This is a genomic window from Streptomyces sp. NPDC041068 (assembly GCF_040647455.1).
In the GTDB taxonomy this organism is placed as follows: domain Bacteria; phylum Actinomycetota; class Actinomycetes; order Streptomycetales; family Streptomycetaceae; genus Streptomyces.
In genome coordinates this window covers 221,549-247,759 of the sequence record NZ_JBEZCG010000010.1, presented here as the reverse complement: position 1 = coordinate 247,759, position 26,211 = coordinate 221,549, and the positions used below count along the sequence as shown (strand labels likewise).

At 69.4% G+C, this 26,211-nt stretch carries 23 protein-coding genes; 9 read left to right on the top strand and 14 right to left on the bottom strand.

Annotation, left to right across the window (positions count from 1 at the left end; all coding sequences use genetic code 11):
- Positions 1 to 11: 11 nt before the first annotated feature.
- The gene (gene sufB / locus AB0B50_RS24085; protein WP_362335431.1) at positions 12 to 1,433 is read right to left on the bottom strand and encodes a Fe-S cluster assembly protein SufB; all 1,422 of its coding nucleotides are present in this window, start codon (positions 1,431 to 1,433) and stop codon (positions 12 to 14) included.
- Positions 1,430 to 2,191 (bottom strand): metalloregulator ArsR/SmtB family transcription factor, encoded by a 762-nt coding sequence (locus AB0B50_RS24080; RefSeq protein ID WP_362335429.1) that lies wholly within the window; start codon positions 2,189 to 2,191, stop codon positions 1,430 to 1,432. The genes sufB and AB0B50_RS24080 overlap by 4 nt, the downstream gene beginning before the upstream one ends.
- Before the next feature lie 161 nt (positions 2,192 to 2,352).
- On the opposite strand from AB0B50_RS24080, the gene AB0B50_RS24075 reads away from it, so the two are divergent.
- Complete coding sequence (locus tag AB0B50_RS24075) at positions 2,353 to 3,144, top strand: AAC(3) family N-acetyltransferase (RefSeq protein ID WP_362335427.1); 792 nt, start codon at positions 2,353 to 2,355, stop codon at positions 3,142 to 3,144.
- 25 nt (positions 3,145 to 3,169) lie between these two features.
- Here the strand turns inward: AB0B50_RS24075 and AB0B50_RS24070 are convergent, their stop codons facing one another.
- Positions 3,170 to 3,949 (bottom strand): formate/nitrite transporter family protein, encoded by a 780-nt coding sequence (locus AB0B50_RS24070; RefSeq protein WP_362335424.1) that lies wholly within the window; start codon positions 3,947 to 3,949, stop codon positions 3,170 to 3,172.
- Positions 3,950 to 4,060: 111 nt separating this feature from the next.
- On the opposite strand from AB0B50_RS24070, the gene AB0B50_RS24065 reads away from it, so the two are divergent.
- From AB0B50_RS24065 to AB0B50_RS24055, 3 genes are all read left to right on the top strand, one after another.
- The gene (locus tag AB0B50_RS24065; RefSeq protein WP_362335421.1) at positions 4,061 to 4,984 is read left to right on the top strand and encodes an ABC transporter ATP-binding protein; all 924 of its coding nucleotides are present in this window, start codon (positions 4,061 to 4,063) and stop codon (positions 4,982 to 4,984) included.
- A complete protein-coding gene (locus AB0B50_RS24060) occupies positions 4,981 to 5,751 on the top strand; it encodes an ABC transporter permease (protein ID WP_362335418.1) in 771 nt (256 codons plus the stop codon). The genes AB0B50_RS24065 and AB0B50_RS24060 overlap by 4 nt, the downstream gene beginning before the upstream one ends.
- 63 nt (positions 5,752 to 5,814) lie before the next feature.
- On the top strand, positions 5,815 to 6,822 hold the full coding sequence (locus AB0B50_RS24055) for a COX15/CtaA family protein (RefSeq protein WP_362335416.1): 1,008 nt from the start codon (positions 5,815 to 5,817) through the stop codon (positions 6,820 to 6,822).
- On the opposite strand, the gene AB0B50_RS24050 is transcribed toward AB0B50_RS24055, so the two are convergent.
- The 3 genes from AB0B50_RS24050 to AB0B50_RS24040 form a co-directional block, all read right to left on the bottom strand.
- The gene (locus AB0B50_RS24050; protein WP_362335413.1) at positions 6,802 to 7,899 is read right to left on the bottom strand and encodes an amidohydrolase family protein; all 1,098 of its coding nucleotides are present in this window, start codon (positions 7,897 to 7,899) and stop codon (positions 6,802 to 6,804) included. The two genes, AB0B50_RS24055 and AB0B50_RS24050, sit on opposite strands and share 21 nt — an antisense overlap.
- Positions 7,900 to 8,000: 101 nt before the next feature.
- A complete protein-coding gene (locus tag AB0B50_RS24045; protein WP_362335411.1) occupies positions 8,001 to 8,348 on the bottom strand; it encodes a hypothetical protein in 348 nt (115 codons plus the stop codon).
- A 95-nt stretch (positions 8,349 to 8,443) separates the two neighbouring features.
- Positions 8,444 to 9,397, bottom strand: a complete 954-nt coding sequence (locus tag AB0B50_RS24040; protein ID WP_362335881.1) for a heme o synthase — start codon at positions 9,395 to 9,397, stop codon at positions 8,444 to 8,446.
- Between the two features lie 420 nt (positions 9,398 to 9,817).
- Between AB0B50_RS24040 and tkt the strand changes: the two genes are divergently transcribed.
- Genes tkt through pgl form a run of 5 tightly spaced genes read left to right on the top strand, consistent with a single transcriptional unit; the run spans position 9,818 to position 16,462 of the window.
- Positions 9,818 to 11,914, top strand: a complete 2,097-nt coding sequence (gene tkt / locus AB0B50_RS24035; RefSeq protein WP_362335408.1) for a transketolase — start codon at positions 9,818 to 9,820, stop codon at positions 11,912 to 11,914.
- A gap of 45 nt (positions 11,915 to 11,959) precedes the next feature.
- Complete coding sequence (tal, locus tag AB0B50_RS24030) at positions 11,960 to 13,078, top strand: transaldolase (protein WP_362335406.1); 1,119 nt, start codon at positions 11,960 to 11,962, stop codon at positions 13,076 to 13,078.
- Positions 13,075 to 14,607 (top strand): glucose-6-phosphate dehydrogenase, encoded by a 1,533-nt coding sequence (zwf, locus tag AB0B50_RS24025; RefSeq protein ID WP_362335878.1) that lies wholly within the window; start codon positions 13,075 to 13,077, stop codon positions 14,605 to 14,607. The genes tal and zwf overlap by 4 nt, the downstream gene beginning before the upstream one ends.
- On the top strand, positions 14,604 to 15,662 hold the full coding sequence (opcA, locus tag AB0B50_RS24020; RefSeq protein WP_362335403.1) for a glucose-6-phosphate dehydrogenase assembly protein OpcA: 1,059 nt from the start codon (positions 14,604 to 14,606) through the stop codon (positions 15,660 to 15,662). The genes zwf and opcA overlap by 4 nt, the downstream gene beginning before the upstream one ends.
- Positions 15,659 to 16,462, top strand: a complete 804-nt coding sequence (pgl, locus tag AB0B50_RS24015; protein WP_362335400.1) for a 6-phosphogluconolactonase — start codon at positions 15,659 to 15,661, stop codon at positions 16,460 to 16,462. The genes opcA and pgl overlap by 4 nt, the downstream gene beginning before the upstream one ends.
- Positions 16,463 to 16,606: 144 nt before the next feature.
- On the opposite strand, the gene AB0B50_RS24010 is transcribed toward pgl, so the two are convergent.
- The 8 genes from AB0B50_RS24010 to AB0B50_RS23975 form a co-directional block, all read right to left on the bottom strand.
- Positions 16,607 to 16,888, bottom strand: a complete 282-nt coding sequence (locus AB0B50_RS24010) for a DUF2087 domain-containing protein (RefSeq protein WP_362335876.1) — start codon at positions 16,886 to 16,888, stop codon at positions 16,607 to 16,609.
- 278 nt (positions 16,889 to 17,166) lie between these two features.
- Positions 17,167 to 18,819, bottom strand: a complete 1,653-nt coding sequence (gene pgi / locus AB0B50_RS24005; RefSeq protein WP_362335397.1) for a glucose-6-phosphate isomerase — start codon at positions 18,817 to 18,819, stop codon at positions 17,167 to 17,169.
- Between the two features lie 187 nt (positions 18,820 to 19,006).
- Positions 19,007 to 19,342 carry an RNA polymerase-binding protein RbpA gene (locus AB0B50_RS24000; RefSeq protein ID WP_003957010.1) on the bottom strand — a complete coding sequence of 112 codons (336 nt, stop codon included), beginning with the start codon at positions 19,340 to 19,342 and terminating at the stop codon, positions 19,007 to 19,009.
- Between the two features lie 159 nt (positions 19,343 to 19,501).
- On the bottom strand, positions 19,502 to 19,732 hold the full coding sequence (gene secG / locus AB0B50_RS23995) for a preprotein translocase subunit SecG (RefSeq protein WP_055702100.1): 231 nt from the start codon (positions 19,730 to 19,732) through the stop codon (positions 19,502 to 19,504).
- Between the two features lie 149 nt (positions 19,733 to 19,881).
- Complete coding sequence (gene tpiA / locus AB0B50_RS23990; RefSeq protein ID WP_362335394.1) at positions 19,882 to 20,658, bottom strand: triose-phosphate isomerase; 777 nt, start codon at positions 20,656 to 20,658, stop codon at positions 19,882 to 19,884.
- 6 nt (positions 20,659 to 20,664) lie between these two features.
- Positions 20,665 to 21,876: a phosphoglycerate kinase gene (locus AB0B50_RS23985; protein ID WP_362335391.1), complete on the bottom strand. Its 1,212-nt coding sequence runs from the start codon at positions 21,874 to 21,876 to the stop codon at positions 20,665 to 20,667.
- A 101-nt stretch (positions 21,877 to 21,977) separates the two neighbouring features.
- Positions 21,978 to 22,985: a type I glyceraldehyde-3-phosphate dehydrogenase gene (gene gap, locus AB0B50_RS23980; protein ID WP_362335388.1), complete on the bottom strand. Its 1,008-nt coding sequence runs from the start codon at positions 22,983 to 22,985 to the stop codon at positions 21,978 to 21,980.
- A 188-nt stretch (positions 22,986 to 23,173) separates the two neighbouring features.
- Positions 23,174 to 26,140, bottom strand: coding sequence for a M14 family zinc carboxypeptidase (locus tag AB0B50_RS23975; RefSeq protein ID WP_362335385.1), 2,967 nt, complete (start codon positions 26,138 to 26,140; stop codon positions 23,174 to 23,176).
- Positions 26,141 to 26,211: the final 71 nt, after the last annotated feature.

The window sequence follows — 26,211 nt, the reverse complement described above, 5'->3', positions numbered from 1 at the left end:
TCCGGCCGGTCCTAGCCGACCGCGCCCTCCATCTGCAGCTCGATCAGCCGGTTCAGCTCCAGGGCGTACTCCATGGGCAGCTCCTTGGCGATCGGCTCGACGAAGCCGCGCACGATCATCGCCATGGCCTCGAACTCGGTCAGACCGCGGCTCATCAGGTAGAAGAGCTGGTCGTCGGAGACCTTGGAGACGGTGGCCTCGTGCCCCATGGAGACGTCGTCCTCGCGGACGTCGACGTAGGGGTAGGTGTCCGAGCGCGAGATCGTGTCGACGAGCAGCGCGTCGCAGAGCACGTTCGACTTCGATCCGGCGGCGCCCTCACCGATCTCGACGAGGCCGCGGTACGACGTACGACCGCCGCCGCGCGCCACCGACTTGGAGACGATGTTGGAGGACGTGTTCGGCGCCATGTGGACCATCTTGGAGCCGGCGTCCTGGTGCTGGCCCTCGCCCGCGAAGGCGATGGACAGGGTCTCGCCCTTGGCGTGCTCGCCCATGAGGTAGACGGCGGGGTACTTCATCGTCACCTTGGAGCCGATGTTGCCGTCGATCCACTCCATGGTCGCGCCCTCGTACGCCACGGCGCGCTTGGTGACCAGGTTGTAGACGTTGTTCGACCAGTTCTGGATCGTCGTGTAGCGGCAGCGGCCGCCCTTCTTCACGATGATCTCGACGACCGCGGAGTGCAGCGAGTCCGACTTGTAGATCGGCGCGGTGCAGCCCTCGACGTAGTGGACGTAGGCGTCCTCGTCGACGATGATCAGCGTCCGCTCGAACTGGCCCATGTTCTCCGTGTTGATGCGGAAGTAGGCCTGGAGCGGGATCTCGACGTGCACGCCCTTGGGGACGTAGATGAACGAGCCACCGGACCACACGGCGGAGTTCAGCGACGCGAACTTGTTGTCGCCGACGGGAATGACGGTCCCGAAGTACTCCTTGAAGAGCTCCGGGTGCTCCTTCAGCGCCGTGTCGGTGTCCAGGAAGATGACGCCCTGCTCCTCCAGGTCCTCGCGGATCTGGTGGTAGACGACCTCGGACTCGTACTGGGCCGCGACACCGGCGACGAGGCGCTGCTTCTCCGCCTCGGGGATGCCGAGCTTGTCGTACGTGTTCTTGATGTCCTCGGGCAGGTCCTCCCAGGACTCCGCCTGCTTCTCCGTGGAGCGCACGAAGTACTTGATGTTGTCGAAGTCGATGCCGGTGAGGTCCGAGCCCCAGTTCGGCATGGGCTTCTTGTCGAAGAGGCGCAGGCCCTTGAGGCGGAGCTTGGTCATCCACTCCGGCTCGTTCTTCTTCGCGGAGATGTCGCGGACGACGTCCTCGCTCAGACCGCGCTTGGCAGCGGCACCGGCCGCGTCGGAGTCGGCCCAGCCGTATTCGTAGTTGCCCAGGCCCTCGAGCTCAGGGTGGGCAGTCTCCGTGGGGAGAGTCATGCGGGGTTCCTCCCGGCCGTGCTTGCTGATGCTGATGTGGTGGTCCGTGTGGTGGTGCTGCTGTCGCCGCTGCCGCTACTGCCGCTGCGCGGGATGAACGTCGTGCAGACGCCGTCTCCGTGGGCGATGGTGGCAAGGCGCTGCACATGCGTGCCGAGCAGCGTGGAGAAGATTTCCGTCTCCGCCTCGCACAGCTGCGGGAACTGCTCGGCGACATGGGCGACCGGGCAGTGGTGCTGGCAGAGCTGTTCGCCGACCGGTGCGCTGCGCGCCGTAGCAGCGTACCCGTCGGCGGTCAACGCCTTCGCCAGAGCCTCGGTGCGCTGCTCGGGGGGCGCGGCGTCCATCGCCTTCTTGTACGTCTCGGCCTGGGCGGTGATCCTCGCCCGCGCGAACTCGACGACCGCTTCCTCGCCGTGGTGCTCGGTGATCCACCGGAGCGCGTCGGCGGCCAGCTTGTCGTAGGACTGGTCGAAGGCGTCGCGGCCGCAGTCGGTCAGGGCGAAGACCTTGGCGGGTCGGCCGCGGGTCCGCGCGCCGTAGACCCGCTGTTCGCGGGGCTCGACGACGTTCTCGTGGGCGAGGGCGTCGAGGTGCCTGCGGACGGCGGCCTGGGTGAGGCCGAGGCGCTTGGCGAGGTCGGCGACGGTGGACGGGCCGTGATCCAGGATGGACCGCGCGACCCGGTTGCGCGTGGAACGGTCCGAGCGCGACCCAGCCGCGAGTTCCTCCTGCGGAGCCTCGCCAACGTTTTTCACAACGCCATTGTTGCGTAATTCTTCAGAGCCTGACAACCCGCGTCCGAACCGTCGGCTGGTGCGCTGCATCACTTAGGCATACCTAAGCTGACCTGCGGAAACGATCATTGATCGATCAAATCGGTGGCGCGGGTGGAGCCGGTCCGGGAGACTTCTGAACCATGCCGACACCCCCTCCGACCGGCCCTTTGTGCACCCGCGCGTCGCTCGCGGACGAGCTCTCGAAGCTCGGTGTGCGCCCCGGTGAGACGCTCCTCGCGCACACCTCGCTCAGCTCGCTCGGCTGGGTCAGCGGCGGCGTGGTCGCACTCGTCCAGGCGCTCCTCGACGCGCTCGGCCCCGACGGCACCCTGGTGGTCCCCACCCACACCGGGGACAACTCCGAACCCTCGGGGTGGCAGAACCCGCCCGTGCCCGAGGAATGGTGGCCCGTGCTGCGCGCCTCGATGCCCGCGTACGACCCGCTGACCTCGCCCTCCTTCGGCGTCGGCATCGTCCCTGAGGCCGTACGCACCTGGCCGGGCGCCCTGCGCAGCGCGCACCCGCAGGCCTCGTTCGCCGCGCTCGGCCCCGCCGCCGCCACGATCACCGCCGGGCACGCCCGCGCCTGCAGCTTCGGCGAGCGCAGCCCGCTGGCGCATTTGGAGAAGGCGGGCGCCCGCGTGCTGCTGCTCGGCGCGGGCTACGACTCCTGCACCGCCTTCCACCTGGCCCAGTACCGGATCCCTGGCCCCGAGGCCGAGAGCTCCTTCGCGGTCATGACGCCCCAGGGGCGCCAGTGGGCGACCGTGCGGGAACCGGAGATCCCCAGCGACCGCTTCGAGGAGCTCGGCGCGGCCTTCGAGCGGGACACGGAGGTCGTACGAGGGTTCGTCGGCGCCGCGGAGTCGCGGCTCTTCCCCGTGGCGGACGCCGTCGCGTACGCGGAGCGGTGGCTGGCGTCCCCCGCCTAGAGGCCCTCTTTCTGGAGGGCCTCCTCTAGAGGTCCTCCTCGCGCTCGGGCCGCCCCATGAACCAGTACGACCCGGCCACGAGCAGCCCACCGCCGACCACGTTCCCCGCCACCGTGAACAGCAGGTTCCGCCCCAGGCCGGCGAGGCCCGCCCCGCCGTCGAGGATCGCCAGGGCGAACAGCGCCATGTTGGCGACACAGTGCTCGAAGCCGACCGCGACGAATACCAGGACCGGGATCCACAGGACGAAGATCTTCGCGCCGTCGCCCTCGGCCCGGTAGAACATCCAGATCGCCAGGCAGACGAGAAAGTTGCAGAGCACGGCGCGCCAGAAGAGCTGGCCGCCGGCCAGCGCCTCCTTGCCGTGCACCATCTCCGCGAGCATGGCCCGCGCCGAGTCCGTCGCCGTCACCCCGGACGCGTGCACCATCGCGCCGAAGAGGAACGCCCCGACGAAGTTCCCGGTCAGCGAGAGCCCCCAGCTGCCGGCCAGGTCCCGCGCGCCGGTCCGTCCCGTCAACGCCCCGATCAGCATCACCATCACATTGCTGGTGAACAGCTGCGCCCCCGCGAACATCACGATCGTCAGGGCGATCGGGAAGACCAGGCCCTCCAGGAGCTTGACCGCCGACGAGCCCGCCGCCACGAACGGCGACACCGCCACCAGCAGCAGCACCTCGCCGACCCCGATGTACGCGCCCGCGAGGACCGCGGAGACGAAGTAGCGCGGGGTGCGTCTGAGGTCGTGCGCCTTGTGGGCCGCCTGCTCCGATGTCTCCTCGACGTTCTCCGCGATGCTGGTCACGCATCGACGCTAGGTCCCGCCCCGTCCCCGTATGGCCGGAAAAGGTCACCAGCCGGAGGACCGCCGCCCCGCCCGCCCGGGACCTCGGACCCGTCCCTAGACTGGCTCACCATGCGAAACGAGCCCGTCGTCCAGATCGAGAGTCTGGTCAAGCGGTACGGAACAAAGACCGCGGTCGACGGTCTCGACCTCAGCGCCGGGGCGGGCATCACCGCCGTCCTCGGCCCCAACGGAGCGGGCAAGACCACCACGATCGAGACCTGCGAGGGCTACCGGAAGCCGGACTCCGGCACCGTCCGCGTCCTCGGCCTCGACCCGGTCCGCGAGGCCGACGCGCTGCGGCCCCGCATCGGCGTGATGCTCCAGTCCGGCGGCGTCTACTCCGGCGCCCGCGCCGACGAGATGCTGCGCCACGTCGCCAAGCTGCACGCGCAGCCGCTGGACGTGGACGAGCTCATCGAGCGCCTCGGCCTCGGCAGCTGCGGGCGCACCACCTACCGGCGCCTGTCCGGCGGCCAGCAGCAGCGCCTCGCGCTCGCGATGGCGGTGGTCGGCAGGCCCGAGCTCGTCTTCCTGGACGAGCCGACCGCGGGCCTCGATCCGCAGGCCCGCCGGGCGACCTGGGAGCTGGTGCGCGATCTGCGCCGCGACGGCGTCTCCGTCATCCTCACCACGCACCACATGGACGAGGCCGAGGAGCTCTCCGACGACGTCGCGATCGTCGACGCGGGCAAGGTCATCGCCCAGGGCACCCCCGACGCGCTGTGCCGCGGCGGCGCCGAGAACACCCTGCGCTTCACCGGCCGCCCCGGGCTCGACGTCGGCTCGCTGCTCAAGGCCCTGCCGCCGGACTCGGCCGCGGCCGAACTCACCCCCGGCGCCTACCGCGTGAGCGGCACGGTCGACCCGCAGCTGCTCGCCACCGTCACCTCCTGGTGCGCCCAGCACGGAGTGATGCCGGACAAGATCTCGGTCGAACGCCACACTCTGGAAGACGTCTTCCTGGAGCTCACGGGTAAGGAGCTGCGCGGATGAGCGCCGCCGGTACGTACACGCCGAAGCCGGGCGCCGCCCCGCTCCCCCGCATGATCGCGGCGCAGGCGGCCCTGGAGACGAAGATGCTGCTGCGCAACGGCGAGCAGCTGCTCCTCACCGTGGTCATCCCGACCCTGCTGCTCGTGCTGTTCAGCGCCGTGGACATCGTCGACACGGGCGAGGGCAAGGCCGTGGACTTCCTCGCGCCCGGCGTCCTCGCCCTCGCGGTGATGTCGACGGCCTTCACCGGGCAGGCCATCGCGACGGGCTTCGAGCGCCGCTACGGCGTGCTCAAGCGGCTCGGCGCCTCGCCGCTCCCCCGCTGGGGCCTGATGACGGCGAAGACCCTCTCGGTCCTCGTCACCGAGGTCCTGCAGATCGTGCTTCTCACGGTCATCGCCTTCACGCTCGGCTGGTCGCCGCACGGCAACCCCGTCTCCGTACTCCTGCTCCTGGTGCTCGGCACGGCGGCGTTCTCCGGGCTCGGCCTGCTGATGGCGGGGACCCTCAAGGCGGAGGCGACGCTGGCCGCCGCGAACCTCGTCTTCCTGCTGCTCCTCATGGGCGGCGGCGTGATCGTCCCGCTCGACAAGTTCCCCGACGCCGCGCAGTCGGTGCTCGGACTGCTGCCCATCTCGGCGCTCTCGGACGGTCTGCGCGACGTCCTGCAGCACGGCGCGGGCATGCCGTGGGGGAACCTCGGGATCCTCGCGGTGTGGGCGGTGCTCGGGCTCGGCGCGGCGGCGAAGTTCTTCCGCTGGGAGTAACCGGCGTCACAGATTCCCCGGATACGTCCCCCTCGTGAAGGCGTGCACAAGCGGCCCCCTACGATGGGGCGCGTGCCAAACGTGACCCGAGCCGACGTCGCTCAAGCCGTGCGGAACCCGCTCGCCTACATCGCCGAGCGCTGGACCCCCACCCAGCGGACCGTCCAGCGGGCGGCCCTCCTCTCCCTCGTCATGACGGTGGTCATCGTGGTGACGGGCGGCGCCGTCCGGCTGACCGGCTCGGGCCTCGGCTGCCCGACCTGGCCCAAGTGCACGGAGGAGTCCCTGACCGCGACCAGCGAGATGGGCTTCCACGGCGCGATCGAGTTCGGCAACCGCATGCTGACGTACGTGCTGTGCGCGGTCGTCGGCTGGGCGATCATCACGGCCCGCTCGCAGAAGCCGATGCGGCGCAGCGTCACCCTGCTCGGCTGGACCCAGTTCTGGCTGGTCATGGGCAACGCCGTGCTCGGCGGCATCGTGGTCCTCGTCGGCCTGAACCCCTGGACCGTCGCGGCGCACTTCCTGCTCTCCTCCGCCCTGATCGCGGTGGCCGTCACCATGTGGCAGCGCACCCGCGAGGGCGACGCCGAGCCGCGCCCGCTGGTCGGCAAGGCCGTGGCGCAACTCGTCTGGTTCCTGGTCGCGGCGTCCGTGCTGCTGATCGCGATCGGCACGATCGTGACGGGCTCGGGACCGCACGCGGGCGACTCCAGCGACGTACCGCGCATGGGCTTCGACTGGGAGATGGTCAGCAAGCTGCACGCGGTCCTCGCGTGGATCGTGGTGACGCTGACGTTCGCCCTGTGGTTCGTCCTCAAGGCGGTCGACGCGCCGCGCGGACCGCTGTCCCGCACCCGCGACCTGTTCCTGATCCTGCTCGCGCAGGGCGCCATCGGCTACGTCCAGTACTTCACGGACCTGCCGGAGGTCCTGGTCGGCCTGCACATGTTCGGCTCCTGCCTGGTGTGGATCGCCGTGATGCGCGTGCTGCTCTCGCTGCGGGAGCGCCCCGTCGCCACGGCCGACCTGCCCGCCCAGGCGGACGACTCACGGCTCTCCGCCGTCTGAGAGCCCGTACACCCTGCGGGCGTTGCCCGCGGCGATGAGACCGGCCACGCGCTGCGCGTCGGTGAGCGACCAGGCGCCCTCCGCCACCCAGGTGCCGAGCACACGCCCGAGCGCCTCGCGGAACAAGTGCGCCCCGACGACGTGCAGTTCGGGCAGTCCGTGGGCGCCGCTGGAGAACAGCAGCTTGCCGAAGGGCGCGAGTTCGAGGATCTCCGCGAGGACGGCCGCCGCCCGCGCTCCGGTGCGTACGAGCGCGGGGCCGAGGTCGGCGTACACATGCGGGAAGACGGCCGCGAGGTGCGCGGCGCTGCGGTGGTACGGATAGCCGTGCAGCAGCACCAGATCGGTGCCGAGCCCCGCGGTGGCCCGTGCGAAGTCCCCGAAGTACGTCTGCGGGTCCCCGGCCCCGGCGTGCAGTTGCAGCGGCCGGCCCGAGGCCACGGCGACCCACAGCAGATGCCGCAGCAGCACGGGATCGGTGAGCACCCCGCCCACCTGCCGGCCCGCCAGCCACCGCTCCACCGCACCCCGCACCTCGCCGGGCCCCGGTGCCTGTGCCGCGAGGGCGAGCGGATGCCGCACCCCCGCGACCGAGGTGAAGGCGACGGCGTCGGCGGCCGCGGCGTGCACGGACTCGGCGAGGTTGGCGAGGAAGGAGTCGGCGGTGCCCGAGGTGTCCGCGACCTGCTCGGCCAGTAACTCCAGGCGGACGATCTCGCGGGCCTCGGCGTCGCCGGTGGTGGCCATCTCGGCGGGGCCGGTCAGATCGCCCGGCAGGCCCGTGTCGACGAGGTAGGTGGTGATGCCGCTGCCCCGCAGCAGCCGCCGACCCGACTCCAGGACGCCCAGTTCGCGGCGGCGCGCGAGATAGCGGGCCGGGGGGCAGTGCGGCTCCAGGCCGAGCAGCGGCGGGCACCAGCGGCGCACCGCGAAGCCGGTCTGGGTGTCGAAGAAGGTGGTGCCGGGCGCGGGCGGTCCCTCGCCGCGGCCGAGGTGGGCCTCGAAGGTGCCGAGGCCCAGCTCGGTGCGGAGGACGCCATGGCAGTACTGGTCCACCAGGGACGGCGTTTCGATCATCCGGACTCCCGACGAGTGGACCTTGCTCCTACGGTCCTAACGGGTGACCCGGGTGTCAGGTGTTGCTTTCGGCCAGTGTCGGCAGAACGTTCGGCGGGGCGTCAGCCGTTGCTCGGGCCGCCGATCTGGATGCCCGCCATGCGGCTCCACTCGTAGGGACCGGTCTTCACCTTCGCGGCGAACTCGCCGTCGAAGTCCTCGTGGACGGTGATGCCGGCCTTCTCGACGGCGCTCTGCGCGACGGCGTAGGTGGGCGCCACCAGGTCGCCCCAGCCGCCGTCCTCGCCGACGAGGACGATGCGGGTGCCCTCGTGCCCGATGTACGCGACCTGCCCCTCGGCGCCGCCGTGCGCCTGGGCGAAGGTGCTGATCTCCTTGGCGAGCTTGGCGGCCTTCCGCTCCGCGCGGGCGGCCTGCTTGCTGTCCTCAACCTGCTGCGTCTCTGCCATGGGCAGGATGCTACCGACGGGTAGATCAACTGGCGACGGGCGGGGCACGTGGCGTTCAACACCACGTGCCCCGCCCGTCGGCGACGTTCATGGGCTCAGCGCAGGAAGGGGTCCACCGCGACCGCGACGAAGAGCAGCGAGACGTAGGTGATGGACCAGTGGAACAGCCGCATCTCCTTGAGCTTGACGCCCGTGACCTCCGCCTTGGCGCGGTTCTGCAGCCCGTGCGCCTCCCACAGCCACCAGCCGCCGGTGACCAGCGCCACGGCCGTGTAGAACCAGCCGGTGTAGCCGAGCGGCTGCAGGAGCAGGGAGACGGCGACCATCACCCAGCTGTAGATGACGATCTGGCGGGCGACCACCTTGTTGGAGGCGATGACCGGCAGCATCGGCACGCCCACGCGCGCGTAGTCGTCCTTGACCTTCATGGACAGCGGCCAGTAGTGCGGCGGCGTCCAGAAGAACATGACCATGAAGAGGATGATCGGCGCCCACGACATGGAGTTGGTGACCGAGGACCAGCCGATGAGGACCGGCAGACAGCCCGCGATGCCGCCCCAGACGATGTTCTGCGAGGTGCGGCGCTTCAGGATCATCGTGTAGACGACCACGTAGAAGAGCAGGGCACCGAGCGAGAGCCAGGCGGAGAGCCAGTTGACCGCGAAGCCGAACAGCAGCGTGGAGACGACTCCGAGCGTGATGCCGAACGCCAGGCACTCGCGCGGGCTCACCATGCCGGTGACCAGCGGCCGCTGCGACGTGCGATCCATCAGGGCGTCGATGTCGCGGTCGATGTACATGTTGAGCGCGTTGGCGCCCCCGGCGGAGAGGTAGCCGCCCACGCAGGTCACGAAGACCAGCCACAGGTCGGGCACCCCTTGTTCGGCGAGGAACATCACCGGGACGGTGGTGATGAGCAGCAGCTCGATGATCCGCGGCTTGGTCAGCGCCACGAACGCCTTGACGCGGGCCCCGAACGGCCGATGGCTCGGGCTAAGGTCCGTCCCGGAAACCCCCGCTGGACGGGATTCAACGGCCGTCACGCACACCCCTGACAGAGACATCCCAGCGAGCCGACCAGCACCTTCAGACATGAAGATCCGGTAAAGGCTCGCGCGTACCACGCCACTGTAGACGTTGCCCATACCTCGCCCTTCGCGGGGGTGGGGTCGTGTTGTGCGACCGCTCAAGCCGTGTCGGCGGCGAGTTGGACCGTCACATGAGCGGACCCGAGGGTCCATCGAGCGGACACATGAGCGAACTCGACGGCCTTTTGAGCGGACACATGAGCGGCTCCTTATTCACTTGGCCAATCCCCGCGCTTTCCTTTCAGGAGGCGGATCCCGGCATGTCCCGGCAGTCTGGAATGACTCGAAAAAATGCACGTTCTAGCAGCGGTAGGCTCGACATCGGCCGGCTGGGATCTCCATCGCCGGCATTCGACATGTGGAGAGGAGCCCTGACTCAGGGTGAGCACCAAGCCGACCACCACAGACCTCGAGTGGACCGAACTGGACCAGCGGGCCGTTGACACCGCTCGTGTCCTGGCCATGGACTCCGTACAGAAGGTCGGCAACGGCCATCCCGGTACGGCCATGAGCCTCGCGCCCGCCGCGTACACGCTCTTCCAGAAGGTGATGCGTCACGACCCGGCGGACGCCGAGTGGACCGGCCGCGACCGGTTCGTCCTCTCCGCGGGCCACTCGTCCCTGACCCTCTACATCCAGCTCTACCTGGCCGGCTTCGGCCTGGAGCTGGACGACCTGAAGGCCTTCCGCACCTGGGGCTCGAAGACCCCGGGCCACCCGGAGTACGGCCACACGGTCGGCGTGGAGACGACCACGGGCCCGCTGGGCCAGGGTGTCGCCAACGCCGTGGGCATGGCGATGGCCGCCCGCTACGAGCGCGGCCTGTTCGACCCGGAGGCGGCCGAAGGCTCCTCCCCGTTCGACCACTTCGTCTACGCCATCGCCGGTGACGGCTGCCTGCAGGAGGGCATCTCCGGCGAGGCGTCCTCGCTGGCCGGGCACCAGAAGCTCGGCAACCTCATCCTGCTGTGGGACGACAACCACATCTCGATCGAGGGCGACACGGAGACCGCGGTCTCCGAGGACACCATGAAGCGGTACGAGGCCTACGGCTGGCACGTGCAGCGTGTGGAGCCCAAGGAGAACGGCGACCTGGACCCGCAGGCGCTGTTCGCCGCGATCCAGGCCGCCAAGGCCGTCACGGACAAGCCGTCCTTCATCGCGATGCGCTCGATCATCGCCTGGCCCGCCCCGAACGCGCAGAACACCGAGGCCGCGCACGGCTCGGCGCTCGGCGACGAGGAGGTGGCCGCCACCAAGCGCGTCCTGGGCTTCGACACGGAGCAGACCTTCGAGGTCTCGGACGAGGTCATCGCGCACACCCGCAAGGCCCTGGACCGCGGCCGTGAGGCCAAGGCCGAGTGGGAGAAGGGCTTCGCCGCCTGGCGCACCGCCAACGCCGAGCGCGCCGCCGACTTCGACCGCATCGCCGCGGGCGAGCTGCCCGAGGGCTGGGAGGAGAAGCTCCCGGAGTTCGAGACCGGCAAGGGCGTCGCCACGCGCGCCGCGTCCGGCAAGATCCTGCAGGCCCTCGGCGCCGTGATCCCCGAGCTGTGGGGCGGCTCCGCCGACCTCGCGGGCTCGAACAACACGACGATCGACAAGACGAGCTCCTTCCTGCCCGCGGACAACCCGCTGCCGGAGGCGAACCCGTACGGCCGCACGATCCACTACGGCATCCGTGAGCACTCCATGGCCGCGGAGATGAACGGCATCGCGCTGCACGGCAACACCCGTATCTACGGCGGCACCTTCCTGGTGTTCTCCGACTACATGCGCAACGCCGTCCGTCTGTCCGCTCTGATGCACCTCCCGGTGACGTACGTGTGGACGCACGACTCCATCGGTCTCGGCGAGGACGGCCCGACGCACCAGCCGGTCGAGCACCTGGCCTCGCTGCGCGCCATCCCGGGCCTGAACGTGGTCCGCCCGGCCGACGCGAACGAGACCGCCATCGCCTGGCGCGAGATCCTGCGCCGCGGCAAGCCCGGTGTGGCGAACTACGGCAAGAGCGCCCCGCACGGCCTCGCGCTGACCCGCCAGGGCGTGCCGACGTACGAGCGCAACGAGGACGCCGCCAAGGGTGGTTACGTCCTGTTCGAGGCCGAAGGCGGCGAGCCGGAGGTCGTGCTCATCGGCACCGGCTCCGAGGTGCAGCTCGCCGTCGAGGCGCGCGAGCAGCTGCAGGCCGCGGGCGTCCCGACGCGGGTCGTCTCGATGCCGTCGGTCGAGTGGTTCGAGGAGCAGGAGCAGGGGTACCGCGACAGCGTGCTGCCGCCGTCCGTCAAGGCGCGTGTGGCGGTCGAGGCGGGCATCGGCCTGACCTGGCACAAGTACGTGGGCGACGCCGGCCGCATCGTTTCGCTTGAGCACTTCGGTGCCTCGGCGGACGGCAAGGTGCTCTTCCGCGAGTTCGGCTTCACCGCCGACGCCGTTGCCGCCGCGGCCCGGGAATCCATCGACGCCGCGCAGCGCTGACGCCGACATACGACGAAATCTCAGAAATCGGGAGATGTATTTTCCATGACAGACGCACTGAAGCGCCTCTCCGAAGAGGGCGTCGCGATCTGGCTGGACGACCTGTCGCGCAAGCGGATCACGTCCGGCAACCTCGCCGAGCTGATCGACCAGCAGCACGTCGTGGGCGTCACGACCAACCCTTCGATCTTCCAGAAGGCGATCTCGTCCGGTGACGGTTACGAGCAGCAGCTCGCCGACCTCGCCGCCCGCAAGGTCACCGTCGAAGAGGCCATCCGCATGATCACGACGGCGGACGTCCGCGACGCCGCCGACATCCTGCGCCCGGTCTTCGACGCGACGGGCGGCCAGGACGGCCGCGTGTCGATCGAGGTCGACCCGCGCCTCGCCCACAACACGGCGGCGACGATCGCCGAGGCCAAGCAGCTCGCCTGGCTGGTGGACCGCCCCAACACGCTCATCAAGATCCCGGCGACGAAGGCGGGCCTGCCCGCGATCACCGAGGTCATCGGCAAGGGCATCAGCGTCAACGTCACGCTGATCTTCTCGCTGGAGCGCTACCGCGAGGTCATGGCGGCGTACCTGGCCGGCCTGGAGAAGGCCAAGGAGCGCGGCCTGGACCTCTCCAAGATCCACTCCGTGGCGTCCTTCTTCGTGTCCCGCGTGGACACCGAGATCGACAAGCGTCTGGACGGCGTCGGCACGGACGAGGCCAAGGCCCTCAAGGGCAAGGCCGCGCTCGCCAACGCCCGCCTCGCCTTCGAGGCGTACGAGGAGGTCTTCTCCTCCGACCGTTGGGCCGCCCTCGACAAGGCGCAGGCCAACAAGCAGCGTCCGCTGTGGGCCTCGACCGGCGTCAAGGACCCGGCGTACAAGGACACCCTGTACGTCGACGACCTCGTCGCGCCCAACACGGTGAACACCATGCCGGAGGCGACCCTGGAGGCCACCGCCGACCACGGGCAGATCACCGGCAACACCATCGCGGGCACGTACGACGCCTCGCGCGCCGAGATCGCCGCCGTGGAGAAGCTCGGCATCTCGTACGACGACGTCGTGCAGCTCCTCGAGGACGAGGGCGTCGAGAAGTTCGAGGCGTCCTGGAACGACCTGCTCAAGTCCACCGAGGCAGAGCTTCAGCGCCTCACCCCTTCGGAGGGCTGACCACCTTGTCAAGCAGCAATCCGCTGCGTGACGCCGCAGACCGACGGCTCCCGCGTATCGCGGGGCCGTCGGGCCTGGTCATTTTTGGCGTCACGGGCGATTTGTCCCGTAAAAAGTTGATGCCGGCCGTGTACGACCTCGCCAACCGAGGCCTGTTGCCGCCGGGCTTTTCCCTCATCGGTTTCGCCCGCCGCGAGTGGCAGGACGAGGACTTCGCGCAGGAGGTGCACGACGCCGTCAAGCAGCACGCGCGCACGCCCTTCCGCGAGGAGGTCTGGCAGCAGCTCATCCAGGGCATGCGCTTCGTCCAGGGCAACTTCGACGACGACGACGCCTTCGAGCAGCTCAAGGCGACCATCCAGGAGCTCGACAAGGCGCAGGGCACGGGCGGCAACTTCGCCTTCTACCTGTCGGTGCCCCCGAAGTTCTTCCCCCAGGTCGTCCAGCAGCTCAAGAAGCACGGCCTCGCCGACGCCCCCGAGGGCTCCTGGCGCCGCGCGGTCATCGAGAAGCCGTTCGGCCACGACCTGGCGTCCGCCCAGGACCTGAACGCGATCGTGCACGAGGTGTTCGCCCCGGACCAGGTGTTCCGGATCGACCACTACCTCGGCAAGGAGACCGTCCAGAACATCCTGGCGCTCCGCTTCGCCAACCAGATGTTCGAGCCGATCTGGAACCGGTCGTACGTCGACCATGTGCAGATCACCATGGCCGAGGACATCGGCATCGGCGGCCGCGCCGGGTACTACGACGGCATCGGCGCCGCCCGTGACGTCATCCAGAACCACCTGCTCCAGCTGATGGCGCTGACCGCGATGGAGGAGCCCGCCTCCTTCGACGCGGACGCGCTCGTCGCCGAGAAGGCGAAGGTGCTCGGCGCGGTGAAGCTGCCGAAGGACCTCGGCAAGGACACCGTGCGCGGGCAGTACTCCGCGGGCTGGCAGGGCGGCGAGAAGGCCGTCGGCTACCTCCAGGAAGACGGCATCGACCCCAAGTCGAAGACCGACACCTACGCGGCCATCAAGTTGCAGGTGGACAACCGCCGTTGGGCGGGCGTGCCGTTCTATCTGCGTACCGGCAAGCGGCTCGGCCGACGGGTCACGGAGATCGCGGTGGTCTTCCAGCGCGCGCCCCACTCCCCCTTCGACCACACCGCGACCGAGGAGCTCGGGCAGAACGCGATCGTCATCCGCGTCCAGCCCGACGAGGGCATCACGGTCCGCTTCGGCTCCAAGGTGCCGGGTACGTCGATGGAGATCCGCGACGTCTCGATGGACTTCGCGTACGGCGAGTCCTTCACCGAGTCCAGCCCCGAGGCGTACGAGCGCCTGATCCTGGACGTCCTGCTGGGCGACGCCAACCTCTTCCCGCGCACGGAGGAGGTCGAGCTGTCCTGGAACATCCTCGACCCGATCGAGCAGTACTGGGACAAGCACGGCAAGCCCGCGCAGTACCCGGCAGGCACCTGGGGCCCGACCGAGGCGGACGAGATGCTCGCACGAGACGGACGGAGCTGGCGTCGGCCATGAAGATCGACCTTACGGACACCACGTCCAGCAAGATCAACAAGGCGCTCGTGCAGGGGCGCAGGGCGATCGGCACCCCGGCCGTCGGCATGGTGCTGACCCTCGTCATCGTCACCGACGAGGAGAACGCCTACGACTCCCTGAAGGCCGCCAACGACGCGTCCCGCGAGCACCCCTCGCGCACCCTCGTCGTCATCAAGCGCGCCGCGCGCTCGCCGCGTGACCGCACCACCTCGCGCCTGGACGCCGAGGTGCGGGTCGGCGCGGACGCGGGCACCGGCGAGACGGTGATCCTGCGGCTGTACGGCGAGGTACTCAACCACGCCCAGTCGGTCGTCCTGCCGCTGCTGCTCCCCGACGCCCCCGTGGTCGTCTGGTGGCCGGTGAACGCCCCGCTGGACCCCGCCAAGGACCCGCTCGGCTCCCTGGCCCAGCGCCGCGTCACGGACACGTACGCGGCCGAGCAGCCGATCCACGAGCTGACCGCGCGCGCCGACGCCTACCACCCGGGCGACACGGACCTGTCCTGGACGCGCATCACCCCGTGGCGCTCGATGCTCGCCGCCGCCCTGGACCAGGTCACCTGCAAGGTCACCTCGGTGCAGGTCGAGGGCGAGGAGTTCAACCCGAGCTGCGAGCTGCTCGCGATGTGGCTGGCGGACCGCCTCGACGTGCCCGTGAAGCGCTCGCTGTCGGCGGGCCCCGGCCTGACCGGCGTCCGCATGGAAACCGACTGCGGCCCCATCGTGCTCGACCGCGCCGACGGCTCGCTCGCGACGCTCTCCATCCAGGGGCAGCCGGACCGCGCGGTGGCGCTCAAGCGCCGCGAGACGGCCGAGCTGATCGCCGAGGAGCTGCGGCGCCTGGACCCGGACGACACCTACGCGTCCTCGCTGAAGTTCGGCGTGGAGCGCCTGGGCGAGCCCGCGGAGCAGAAGACGGTGCCGGCCGAGTCGAAGGCGACCGAGGCGAAGGCGACCGAGGCTCCGAAGAAGGCGGCCCCCGCCAAGGCCGCCTCCGCGAAGAAGACGGCGGCGAAGAAGGCGGCGGCCAAGTGAGCACCGCACCGCAGCTGGTCGTCCACCGCGACAAGGAGCTGATGGCACAGGCCGCCGCGGCCCGCCTCATCACGAAGATCGTCGACGCGCAGTCCGCGAAGGGCTTCGCGTCGGTGGTCCTCACCGGCGGCCGCAACGGCAACGGCCTGCTTGCGGCGCTGAGTTCGTCCCCGGCCAGGGACGCGGTCGACTGGTCGCGCCTCGACCTGTGGTGGGGCGACGAGCGCTTCCTGCCGGACGGCGACCCCGAGCGCAACTACACCCAGGCCCGCGAGGCGCTGCTCGACTCGGTGCCGCTGAACCCGGCCCGGGTGCACCCGATGCCCGCGTCGGACGGCCCCTTCGAGGTGGAGGCGGCCGCCGAGGCCTACGCCGCCGAGCTCTCCGCGGCCGCGGGCCCGGAGCACTATCAGTCAGCGGCTGCCGCCACGGGCAGCCCGGTGCCGGCCTTCGACGTCCTGATGCTGGGCGTGGGCCCCGACACCCATGTGGCGTCGCTCTTCCCCGAGCTGCCCGCGGTGCGCGAGACGGAGCGGTCGGTGGTCGGTGTGCACGGCGCGCCGAAGCCCCCGCCGACCCGCATCTCGCTCACGCTCCCTGCGATCCGCGCGGCCCGCGAGGTCTGGCTGCTCGCGGCGGGCGAGGACAAGGCACGGGCCGCGGCCATCGCCCTCTCGGGCGCGGGCGAGATCCAGGCCCCGGCAGCGGGCGCCTACGGCCGCAGCCGCACCCTGTGGCTCATGGACACAGCGGCGGCCTCCCAACTCCCCCCGGAGCTGTATCCGCCGGCGGTGGCGTAACGGTTCCCCGCCGCACGCGCCTGAGGGCCCCGCACTGTTCGGTGCGGGGCCCTCGTGGTCACGGCGCCGGCGTCCCGCCCTTGACGAACCCCTCCGCTGCGGCGGGACCGCCCCCGCATGGCCCATTCTGGCGAGGCGAAACCCTCAGACTTCGGCGAAGCAGCGTCGGTAAGTGCTCCCGTCCTGTTCCCGTACCAGGAGGCCGTCCGTGACGCAGTAGCGGCGCAGTGCCGCCGTGTCGTCGTGGACCGTGCGGAAGGCTTCGTTGACCTCGGACTCGCTGTAGGTGCGGTCGGCGTCGAAGAGGGTGTCCGTGAGGTGGACGAGGAGTTCGTGGCGTACGACGGGGCGTACGGGGATGGCCGTCAGGCGGCCGTGGGAGAAGAAACCGGTGAGGCGGCGCGGCACGGTGGGATGGGCGTCCACCGGGGCGGGGGCCCGCCGGAAGACGGCGGGGTCGGCCCGCAGCGAACCGTCGGGCAGCCGCTCCACGACCCCGGCGGCGAGAAGGCGCCCCAGATGCTTGCGGGCGACGGGAGAGTCCGCCTCGCGGGGCGGCAGGTCGTCGAGGACTATGCGCGCGAACAGCCGCAGCCTCTCGGGATCGGCGAGCGCGGCGAGCAGCTGGTCCATGACGGGGTTCCCTCCCGGCGGGTGACAGAGCCGAAGCAGTGTCACCCGCCGGGCGGGACCCCCGCATCCGATTAACGCCCGCGCAGGGCGCGGTACTTGGCGACCAGAGCCTTCGTCGACTCGTCGAGGCCGGGCACGTCGGCGCCTTCCGTGAGCGCGGGCTCGACGCGCTTGGCGAGGACCTTGCCGAGCTCGACGCCCCACTGGTCGAAGGAGTCGATGTTCCACACGGCGCCCTGGACGAACACCTTGTGCTCGTACAGCGCGATGAGCTGGCCGAGGACCGAGGGGGTCAGGGACTTCGCCAGGATCGTCGTCGTCGGGTGGTTGCCCTTGAACGTCTTGTGCGGGACCAGTTCGTCCGCGACACCCTCCGCCCGCACCTCGTCCGGCGTCTTGCCGAACGCCAACGCCTGCGTCTGCGCGAAGAAGTTGGCCATCAATAGGTCGTGCTGGGCGACAAGGCCCGGCAGCAGGTCCGCGACGGGTTCGGCGAAGCCGATGAAGTCCGCCGGGATCAACTTCGTGCCCTGGTGGATGAGTTGGTAGTACGCGTGCTGGCCGTTGGTGCCCGGCGTACCCCAGACGACAGGCCCCGTCTGCCAGTCGACCTGCTCGCCGTCACGCCCGACGTACTTGCCGTTGGACTCCATGTCCAACTGCTGCAGATACGCGGTGAACTTGGAGAGGTAGTGCGAGTACGGCAGCACGGCGTGCGACTGCGCGTCGTGGAAGTTGCCGTACCAGATGCCCAACAGGCCCATCAACAAAGGAACGTTGGACTCGGCGGGCGCGGTGCGGAAGTGCTCGTCGACGAGGTGGAAGCCGTCGAGCATCTCGCGGAAGCGGCCGGGCCCGATGGCGATCATCAGGGAGAGACCGATGGCCGAGTCGTAGGAGTAGCGGCCGCCGACCCAGTCCCAGAACTCGAACATGTTGGCCGTGTCGATGCCGAAGTCCGCGACCTTCTCGGCGTTCGTCGACAGCGCCACGAAGTGCTTGGCGACGGCTTCCTGACCGGCCTTCAGCTCGGTGAGCAGCCACTCGCGCGCGGACGTCGCGTTCGTGATCGTCTCGATGGTGGTGAAGGTCTTCGAGGCGATGATGAAGAGCGTCTCCGCCGGGTCCAGATCCCGCACGGCCTCGTGCAGGTCCGCCCCGTCCACGTTCGACACGAAGCGGACCGTGAGGTCGCGGTCGGTGAAGGAGCGAAGCACCTCGTACGCCATCGCGGGGCCGAGGTCGGAGCCGCCGATGCCGATGTTGACGACGTTCTTGATGCGCTTGCCGGTGTGCCCGGTCCACTCGCCGGAGCGGACCTTCTCCGAGAAGGCACCCATCTTGTCGAGCACGGCGTGCACCGCCGGCACCACGTTCTCGCCGTCGACCTCGATCACGGCGTCACGCGGGGCGCGCAGCGCGGTGTGCAGGACGGCGCGGTCCTCCGTCGTGTTGATCTTCTCGCCGCGGAACATGGCGTCCCGCAGCCCGAAGACGTCGGTGGCGGCGGCGAGCTCGCGAAGGAGCGCCAGCGTCTCGTCGGTGACGAGATGCTTGGAGTAGTCGATGTGCAGGTCGCCGACCTGGAGGGTGTACGCCGTGCCGCGCGCCGGATCCGCGGCGAACAGCTCGCGCAGCTGCACCTCCCCGAGCCGCTCGCGGTGCTCGGCGAGCGCCGTCCACTCGGGCGTCTGATTGAGCCTGGCGCGGCTTTCTGCGTTCATCTCGGACTTCAGCCTTCTCTCGACCCTGTACGTACCTTGGCCCCGCTGCACGACCAACCTAATTGATCGAGGGCCGGTATGAGAGGTCGAGACCTGTCTGTCCGGGCACGTCACGAGAAAGCCGCACGCATGGCGGCAAAAGACCACCGGCCGGACACCCAGTGGATGTCCGGCCGGTGCTCAAGTCCTAGATCTCGCCCCGCAGTTTGGCGAGCGCCTCCGCGAGGATCGCCTCGCCGTCCGCGTCGCTGCGCCGCTCACGCACGTACGCCAGGTGCGTCTTGTACGGCTCGGTGCGCGGCGGGTCCGGCGGGTTGTCCCGGTCCTGACCGGCCGGAAAGCCGCAGCGGGGACAGTCCCACGTATCGGGGACCTGCGCGTCGCTGGCGAAGCTCGGCTGCGTCTCGTGCCCGTTCGAGCACCAGAAGGAGATGCGCAGTCGCGGCGCGGACTCACCGCGCTCGGCCTCGCCCATCGGCCCCGCCCCGACCCGACTTCCTCGGATCGCGTTGCCACTTGCCACGGTCGTAACTCCCTGCGTGATGGTGCTGCTGCGGGCGCCTCAGTTTACGTAAGGCCCAACGCGCGTCCACTGTTGGGAGTTACACCCCACCCCCGGACGCAAGCCCCATGATAAGCCGCGCACGCGGGCGCGCACCGGACAAGCAGCCAGTGCCTGGCGCTAGTTGTTCGCCTTCATCAGCAGGCCCAGCGCGACAATGCACGCGAACCACAGCAGACCGACCACGACCGTGATGCGGTCGAGGTTGCGCTCCGCGACGGAGGAGCCACCGACGGACGACTGCATGCCGCCACCGAACATGTCGGAGAGACCGCCGCCCTTGCCCTTGTGCATCAGCACCAGCAGCATCATCAGCAGGCTGAAGACGATGAGGGCGATCGAGAACCCCATAACCACAGCTGGACCAACTTCCTCGGATCTGAATCGACCGGATCTGAATCGACGACGGGGGTCGGCGGCCTTTCCCTGGCGAGCTTTCCAGCCAGCTGTCGAAGCCTCCGACCCCCGCAAGGGTACGTCGTATCGCCGCTACCGCATACTCACTGGTCGCCGAAGCGGACGATCTTGACGAACTCGTCGGCGTCCAGCGCCGCGCCGCCCACCAGGGCACCGTCGACGTCGGGCTGCGCCATGATGTCGGCGACGTTCTTCGCCTTCACGGAGCCGCCGTACTGGATGCGGACCTTGTCCGCGAGCTCCTGCGAGTACAGCTCGGCGAGGCGGCCGCGGATCGCGCCGCAGACCTCCTGCGCGTCCTCGGGGGTCGCGACCTCGCCGGTGCCGATCGCCCAGACCGGCTCGTACGCGATCACGATGGTCTCGGCCTGCTCGGCCGGGACGCCCTTGAGGCCGCCGTCGATCTGGTTCAGCGTGTACTGGACCTGCTGTCCAGCCTTGCGGATGTCCAGGCCCTCGCCGACGCAGAGGATCGGGGTCAGGCCGTGCTTGAAGGCGGCCTTCACCTTGGCGTTGCAGACCTCGTCGGACTCGTTGTGGTACTGGCGGCGCTCGGAGTGACCCACGGCGACGTAGGTGCACTTCAGCTTGGACAGCATCGGGCCCGAGATCTCGCCGGTGTAGGCACCGGAGTCGTGCGCTGAGATGTCCTGGGCGCCGTACTTGATCTTGAGCTTGTCGCCGTCGACCAGGGTCTGCACGGAGCGCAGGTCGGTGAAGGGCGGCAGGACGGCGACCTCACAGGCGTCGTAGTCCTTGTCGGCCAGGGCGAAGGCAAGCTTCTGGACGTGGGCGATGGCCTCGAGGTGGTTGAGGTTCATCTTCCAGTTGCCCGCCATCAGCGGCGTACGGGTGGTCATGCGGGGTCAGTCCTCCAGTGCGGCGAGGCCGGGGAGCGTCTTGCCCTCGAGGTATTCGAGGGAGGCGCCGCCGCCGGTCGAGATGTGGCCGAATGCGTTTTCGTCGAAGCCCAGGTTACGGACGGCCGCGGCGGAGTCGCCGCCGCCGACCACGGTGAAGCCGTCGCAGTTGAGCAGGGCTCGCGCGATGGCGGACGTGCCCTCGGCGTAGTCGGGGTGCTCGGCGACGCCGACCGGGCCGTTCCAGAAGACGGTCTCGGCGTCGGCGATCTTCGAGGCGAAGAGCTCACGGGTCTTGGGGCCGATGTCCAGGCCCTCCATGTCCGAGGGGATCTGGTCCGCGTCGACGGTCTTGAAGTCGGCCGGAGCCTTCGTCTTCAGGTCGGGGAAGTCCGTGGAGACCAGGACGTCGACGGGGAGAACGAGCTCGACGCCGTTCGCCTCGGCGCGCTCCATGTACTCCGTGACGACCGGGATCTGGTCCTCCTGGAGGAGGGAGATACCGACCTCGTACCCCTTGGCCTTGAGGAAGGTGTAGGCCATGCCGCCGCCGATCAGCAGCCGGTCGGCCTTGCCGAGCAGCTCGTCGATGACGGCGAGCTTGTCGGAGACCTTGGCGCCGCCGAGGATGACGGTGTACGGGCGCTTCACGTCCTCGGTGAGCTTCTTGAGGACGCCGACCTCGGTGGCGATGAGGTAGCCCGCGTAGTGCGGAAGCTTGGCCGGGAGGTCGTACACGGACGCGTGCTTGCGGTGCACGGCGCCGAAGCCGTCGCCCACGTAGACATCGGCGAGGGCGGCGAGCCGGTCCGCGAACTGCCCGCGCTCGGCGTCGTCCTTGGAGGTCTCGCCCGCGTTGAAGCGGAGGTTCTCGATGACGGCGACCTGGCCGGGCTGCAGGCCGTCCACCGCCTCGTGCGCGGCGGGGCCGACGGTGTCCTGCGCGAACGCGACGGGCGCGCCCAGGAGTTCACCGAGCCGCTCGGCGGCGGGCAGCAGCGAGAAGGCCGGGTCCGGGGCGCCCTTGGGGCGGCCCAGGTGCGAGGCCACGACCACCTTGGCGCCCGCCTCGGCGAGGGCCTTGACGGTCGGCAGGACGGCGCGGATGCGGCCGTCGTCGGTGATGGTGCCCTCGGCGAGCGGCACGTTGAGGTCGGCGCGGACGAAGACCCGCTTGCCGTCGACGCCTTCGGCGAGAAGCTCGTCGATCGTCTTCATGAACTGGACTCCTTGGGTGGACTGACGCACAACAGGGCCCGGAGCGCGCGGCGTTGCGCGGTCCGGACCCTGTGCTCACATCTGGGTGCCTGCTCTGGTGACTAGAGCTGACCGCCGACGAAGACGGTGAGGTCGACGAGACGGTTGGAGTAGCCCCACTCGTTGTCGTACCAGCCGAGGATCTTCACCGTCTTGCCCTCCTGGACCATGGTCAGGGAGGAGTCGAAGGTGCAGGACGCCGGGTCGCTGACGATGTCCGAGGAGACGATCTCGTCCTCGGTGTAGAAGAGGATGCCCTTGAGGTCGCCGTCCGCGGCCTTCTTGAACGCGGCGTTGACCTCGTCCTTGGTGACCTCGCGCTCCAGCTCCACGACCAGGTCGGTGGCCGAGCCGGTCGGGACCGGGACGCGCATCGCGATGCCGTCGAGCTTGCCCTTGAGCTGCGGGAGGACCAGGGCGGTGGCCTTCGCGGCGCCGGTCGTCGTCGGGATGATGTTCTCGGCGGCGGCGCGGGCGCGGCGCAGGTCCTTGTGCGGGAAGTCCAGGATGCGCTGGTCGTTGGTGTACGCGTGGACCGTCGTCATCAGGCCCTTGACCAGGCCGAAGTTCTCGTCGAGAACCTTCGCCATCGGCGCCACGCAGTTGGTGGTGCAGGAGGCGTTGGAGATGACGTGGTGGTTGGCCGCGTCGTACTTGTCCTGGTTGACGCCCATCACGATGGTGATGTCCTCGTCCTTGGCCGGAGCCGAGATGAGGACCTTCTTGGCACCGCCGGCGATGTGCTTCTCGGCGTCGGCCTTCTTGGTGAAGATACCGGTGGACTCGATCACGATGTCGACGCCCAACTGGCCCCACGGGATGTCGGCGGGGTTGCGCTCGGACAGCACCTTGATGGTGTGGCCGTCGACGGTGATGGTGTCCTCGGTGTGCGACACCTCGGCCTTGAGGCGGCCCAGGATGGTGTCGTACTTCAGCAGGTGAGCGGTGGTCGCGGTGTCACCCAGGTCGTTGACAGCCACGATCTCGATGTCCGCACCCTGCTCGAGCAGCGCGCGGAAGTAGTTGCGACCGATGCGGCCAAAGCCGTTGATGCCTACGCGGATCGTCACGAACCGATCTCCTCGTTGGTACGCCGGTTTTAGACGCCGGCGAGTTGTATGGGATGTCCCCGACCGCCTCCGACCCTACCTCTCTGAAGGCCCTGAGGTGACATCGAGAGGCCCTGCGGGCGGCACTGTGGCCCGTACCCCCCAGTAGGAATACGGGCCACCGGGACCTAGGTCCTGATTACGCAGCGTCAGCTGCGCAGATGTGCCAGGGAGGCGCCCATAAGAGCGGCCCTCTCGGCACTTCCGGGCACATGCTCGAACCCGAAGCCGAGCAGCACGCTGTCACGCGCTGTGACCGCCGCGTAGGGCTTGTAGAGCTCCCCGGTCCGGGTCCAGTCGCCTGTGATATTGGGGCTTCCGGCCGGGGGCGGAGCGACGCTCCAGGAGCCGAGCGAGGACTCGAATCCCTCGATCTCCTTGACATCGCCGCCGACGACCAGTTGCGCGTTGTCCGCGAAGAGCCCGCGGCCTCCGCTGGACGGGTCGGTGACGGCGCTGAGGGAGATCTCGACCTTCTTGCCCGCGTAGGCGCTCAGGTCGAACGCGACGGGCTTCCAGCCGCTGGAGGAGCCGGTGAAGCTGTTCCAGGCACCGCTCGTACCGCTCGCCGTGCAGCCGCCCGCGCCGGACGTCAGGTAGTGGCGCAGGAACGGGTGGCCGTTGAGGAAGAAGCCGGCCTCGCACTCGGCGGGCACGGCACCGGACGAGTTGCCGTTCTTGTCGGGCAGCGTGGTCCAGTCGTCGGCTCCCGCGGTGTGGGCCTCGACGAGCCCGTGGTCGTAGCCGGGCTCCAGGCTCCAGTTGAGGGCGAACCGAAGCTCCGGGGCGTCGGCGGCCGTGACACCGGTCAGGTCGAAGGTGTGGGTGAGCCGCTTCCAGTCCCGGTCGGCGTGGGTGGCCGAGGCCATGCCCTGGCCCTCGAAGGGCGCGTACGGGTTGGTGAGACCGGGGTAGGAGCCCGCGGCCTCGCTCTTGAACTGCGGGAACTGCTTGGGCGGCAGGTTGTCGGAGGTGACGGTGAACCGGCCCGCCTTGTCGAGCGCGTTGGCGTCGGCGGCGGCGAGCGGAGTGCTCACCCCGGCGAGGGCGCCGCTGCCGGTGAAGCTCTTGACGCCGGGCGCCGACAGACGCTCGTAGGCACCGAGGTAGTACTGCGCGAAGTCGTCGGTGAGGGCCTCGCCGAGGTCGACGTTGCCGCCGGCGCGCTCGCCGGACTCGATGAGCTTGCCGCCCTCGTTGAGGTAGTCGCGCAGGGCGAGTTGGGTGGGCGCGCCGGGGACGGGGTCACCGGTGTAGTGCACCACCGCGGAGAAGTGGGACAGGACGCCGAGCGGGTGCGGGACGCCCTGCGTGGCGACGTCCCAGACGGCGGCCGAGCGGCCGTTGGCCTTCACCGCGTCGACGTACTTCTGGGTCTGCGTCGCCGTCGTGCCCTCCTCGGCCACGACGAGCGTGTCGGCCCTGGGGCGTTCGGCCACGGTGTACGTGAAGTGCTCGCTCTCGGTGCGGCCCTTCTTCGTGCGGCCGGTGAACCACACCTCGACCTTGTCGCCCACGCGTGCGCCCTCGACCTTCGCGCGGTACTCGTCGAAGTAGAGGTTGTCGTCGCCGCCGTAGGTCTCGCCGCCCTTCCAGGCCTTGAGCCCGCCATCGGCGGACTGCGTACGGCCGCCGTTGACGCGGTACTTGAGCCCCTTGTCGCGCACGGACTTGCGTGCGGTGACGGCGACTTCCTGGTCCCCTGCGCGCGCGTACGAGGTGGTGAAGGAGTCCGGGGTGAAGTCGGGGGCCTCGATGTCGGTGACGGAGACCGGCTGGTCGGGGTGGAGCGCCGTCTCGGCGACGGCGAGCGCGAAGGGAACGTTCTTCGCGAACTCCTGCTGGATCAGCTTCTCGTCGTCCGGGAAGGTGAAGATGGACGCGCAGTCCTCGGGCTTCCATGCGTCGCCCGGGTCCACGTTCGACGCGGTCTGGCAGGTGGACATCTCCGGGGTGAACATCGGGATGCCGTTGACATTGCCCGCGTGGCCGTCGGCCTCGCCGTTGGTGGTGTAGAGCTCGGAGGAGACCTGCGGGTGGTAGCCGGGGATCGCGGGCTTCTCCGGGGTGCCGGCGAGCGCCTTGTAGAGCACGTCGTCCGGGGTCGGCGTGGCGACCTGCCAGCCCACTCCGTAGAGGATCAGTTCGGCCGCGGAGTGGTAGTTGATGCCGTAGGTGAAGCCGATGCGCTTCTGGAAGCGGTCGATCGCCTTGGTCTCGGGCTCGGACATCGGTCCGGTGCCGCGGTAGGTCTCCGACGACGCGTCGGGCGACGAACCCTCGTTGTCGTAGCCCCACTTGTAGGCGAAGTTGCGGTTGAGGTCGACGCCGTCCCCCGGAGCGATCCTGCCGTCGCCGTCGACGTCACGGAGGTTCTTGCGCCACTGGCGGTCGCCGTCGGCGGCGTGCGTGAAGTCGTACCCGTCGGGGTTGGCGGAGAGCACGAACCACAGCTCGGTGGAGTTCACGAGCTTGGTGATGCGCTTGTCCTTGCCGTAGTTGTCCAGGTAGTGGTGCATCAGGCGGCGGGTCATCTCGGGAGTGATCCACTCGCGCGCGTGCTGGTTGGACAGGTAGAGCGTGGACGGCTTGGAGCCGTCCTTGGACTTCTTGGCTCCCTTGGAGAGCTTCAGGGCGAGGATGTCCTTGCCCTGGAGGGTCTTGCCGATGGAGACGACCTTGGTGAGGTCGGGGTGGGCCTGCCCGGTCTTGACGATCTCCTCCTGGAGCCCGCCCTTTCCGCTGTACGGCCGGAAGACGCCGTCCCCCGCGGCCTTCAGCCGCTTCTGAGCGGCCTTGGAGACCTTGTGCTCGCTGAGCTCGATGCCCTGGCGCTCGATCGCCTTGGCCTGGCCCTCGGTCAGATACAGCTCGACGCGGCCGGTGCCGCTCTTCGGCGTCTGCCCCGCCAGCTCGTGGGCGTCCTGGCCGGCCTTGACCAGGATCGGTATCTGCTTCTTGGTGACGTCGGCCTGGTAGACCTTCACGGCCGCGGGGTCGTCGGCGGCCGGGGCCTTCGCGGGCCCGGCGGCCTGGGCGTGCGGTGCGGCCACGAGGCCGCCGATGAGTAATGCGCTCGCGGCGAGGATCGATCTCGCGCTCGCTCTTCGTCTCATGAGCCCCCCTTGCGGTTGTCCGACACAGATGTGCGGGATGCCAGGCTCGTTACAGTGCATGATCATGTCAA

Excerpts from the sequence above, each read along its gene's own strand:
- tpiA (WP_362335394.1), bottom strand. The coding sequence starts at position 20,658 with ATGACCACCCGTACGCCGCTGATGGCGGGCAACTGGAAGATGAACCTC.
- opcA (WP_362335403.1), top strand. The coding sequence starts at position 14,604 with ATGAAGATCGACCTTACGGACACCACGTCCAGCAAGATCAACAAGGCG.
- AB0B50_RS24065 (WP_362335421.1), top strand. The coding sequence starts at position 4,061 with ATGCGAAACGAGCCCGTCGTCCAGATCGAGAGTCTGGTCAAGCGGTAC.
- AB0B50_RS24050 (WP_362335413.1), bottom strand. The coding sequence starts at position 7,899 with ATGATCGAAACGCCGTCCCTGGTGGACCAGTACTGCCATGGCGTCCTC.
- AB0B50_RS24045 (WP_362335411.1), bottom strand. The coding sequence starts at position 8,348 with ATGGCAGAGACGCAGCAGGTTGAGGACAGCAAGCAGGCCGCCCGCGCG.
- pgi (WP_362335397.1), bottom strand. The coding sequence starts at position 18,819 with ATGAACGCAGAAAGCCGCGCCAGGCTCAATCAGACGCCCGAGTGGACG.
- AB0B50_RS24075 (WP_362335427.1), top strand. The coding sequence starts at position 2,353 with ATGCCGACACCCCCTCCGACCGGCCCTTTGTGCACCCGCGCGTCGCTC.
- AB0B50_RS23985 (WP_362335391.1), bottom strand. The coding sequence starts at position 21,876 with ATGAAGACGATCGACGAGCTTCTCGCCGAAGGCGTCGACGGCAAGCGG.
- AB0B50_RS24055 (WP_362335416.1), top strand. The coding sequence starts at position 5,815 with ATGGGGCGCGTGCCAAACGTGACCCGAGCCGACGTCGCTCAAGCCGTG.
- sufB (WP_362335431.1), bottom strand. The coding sequence starts at position 1,433 with ATGACTCTCCCCACGGAGACTGCCCACCCTGAGCTCGAGGGCCTGGGC.
- AB0B50_RS24060 (WP_362335418.1), top strand. The coding sequence starts at position 4,981 with ATGAGCGCCGCCGGTACGTACACGCCGAAGCCGGGCGCCGCCCCGCTC.
- tal (WP_362335406.1), top strand. The coding sequence starts at position 11,960 with ATGACAGACGCACTGAAGCGCCTCTCCGAAGAGGGCGTCGCGATCTGG.
- AB0B50_RS23975 (WP_362335385.1), bottom strand. The coding sequence starts at position 26,140 with ATGAGACGAAGAGCGAGCGCGAGATCGATCCTCGCCGCGAGCGCATTA.
- secG (WP_055702100.1), bottom strand. The coding sequence starts at position 19,732 with ATGGGGTTCTCGATCGCCCTCATCGTCTTCAGCCTGCTGATGATGCTG.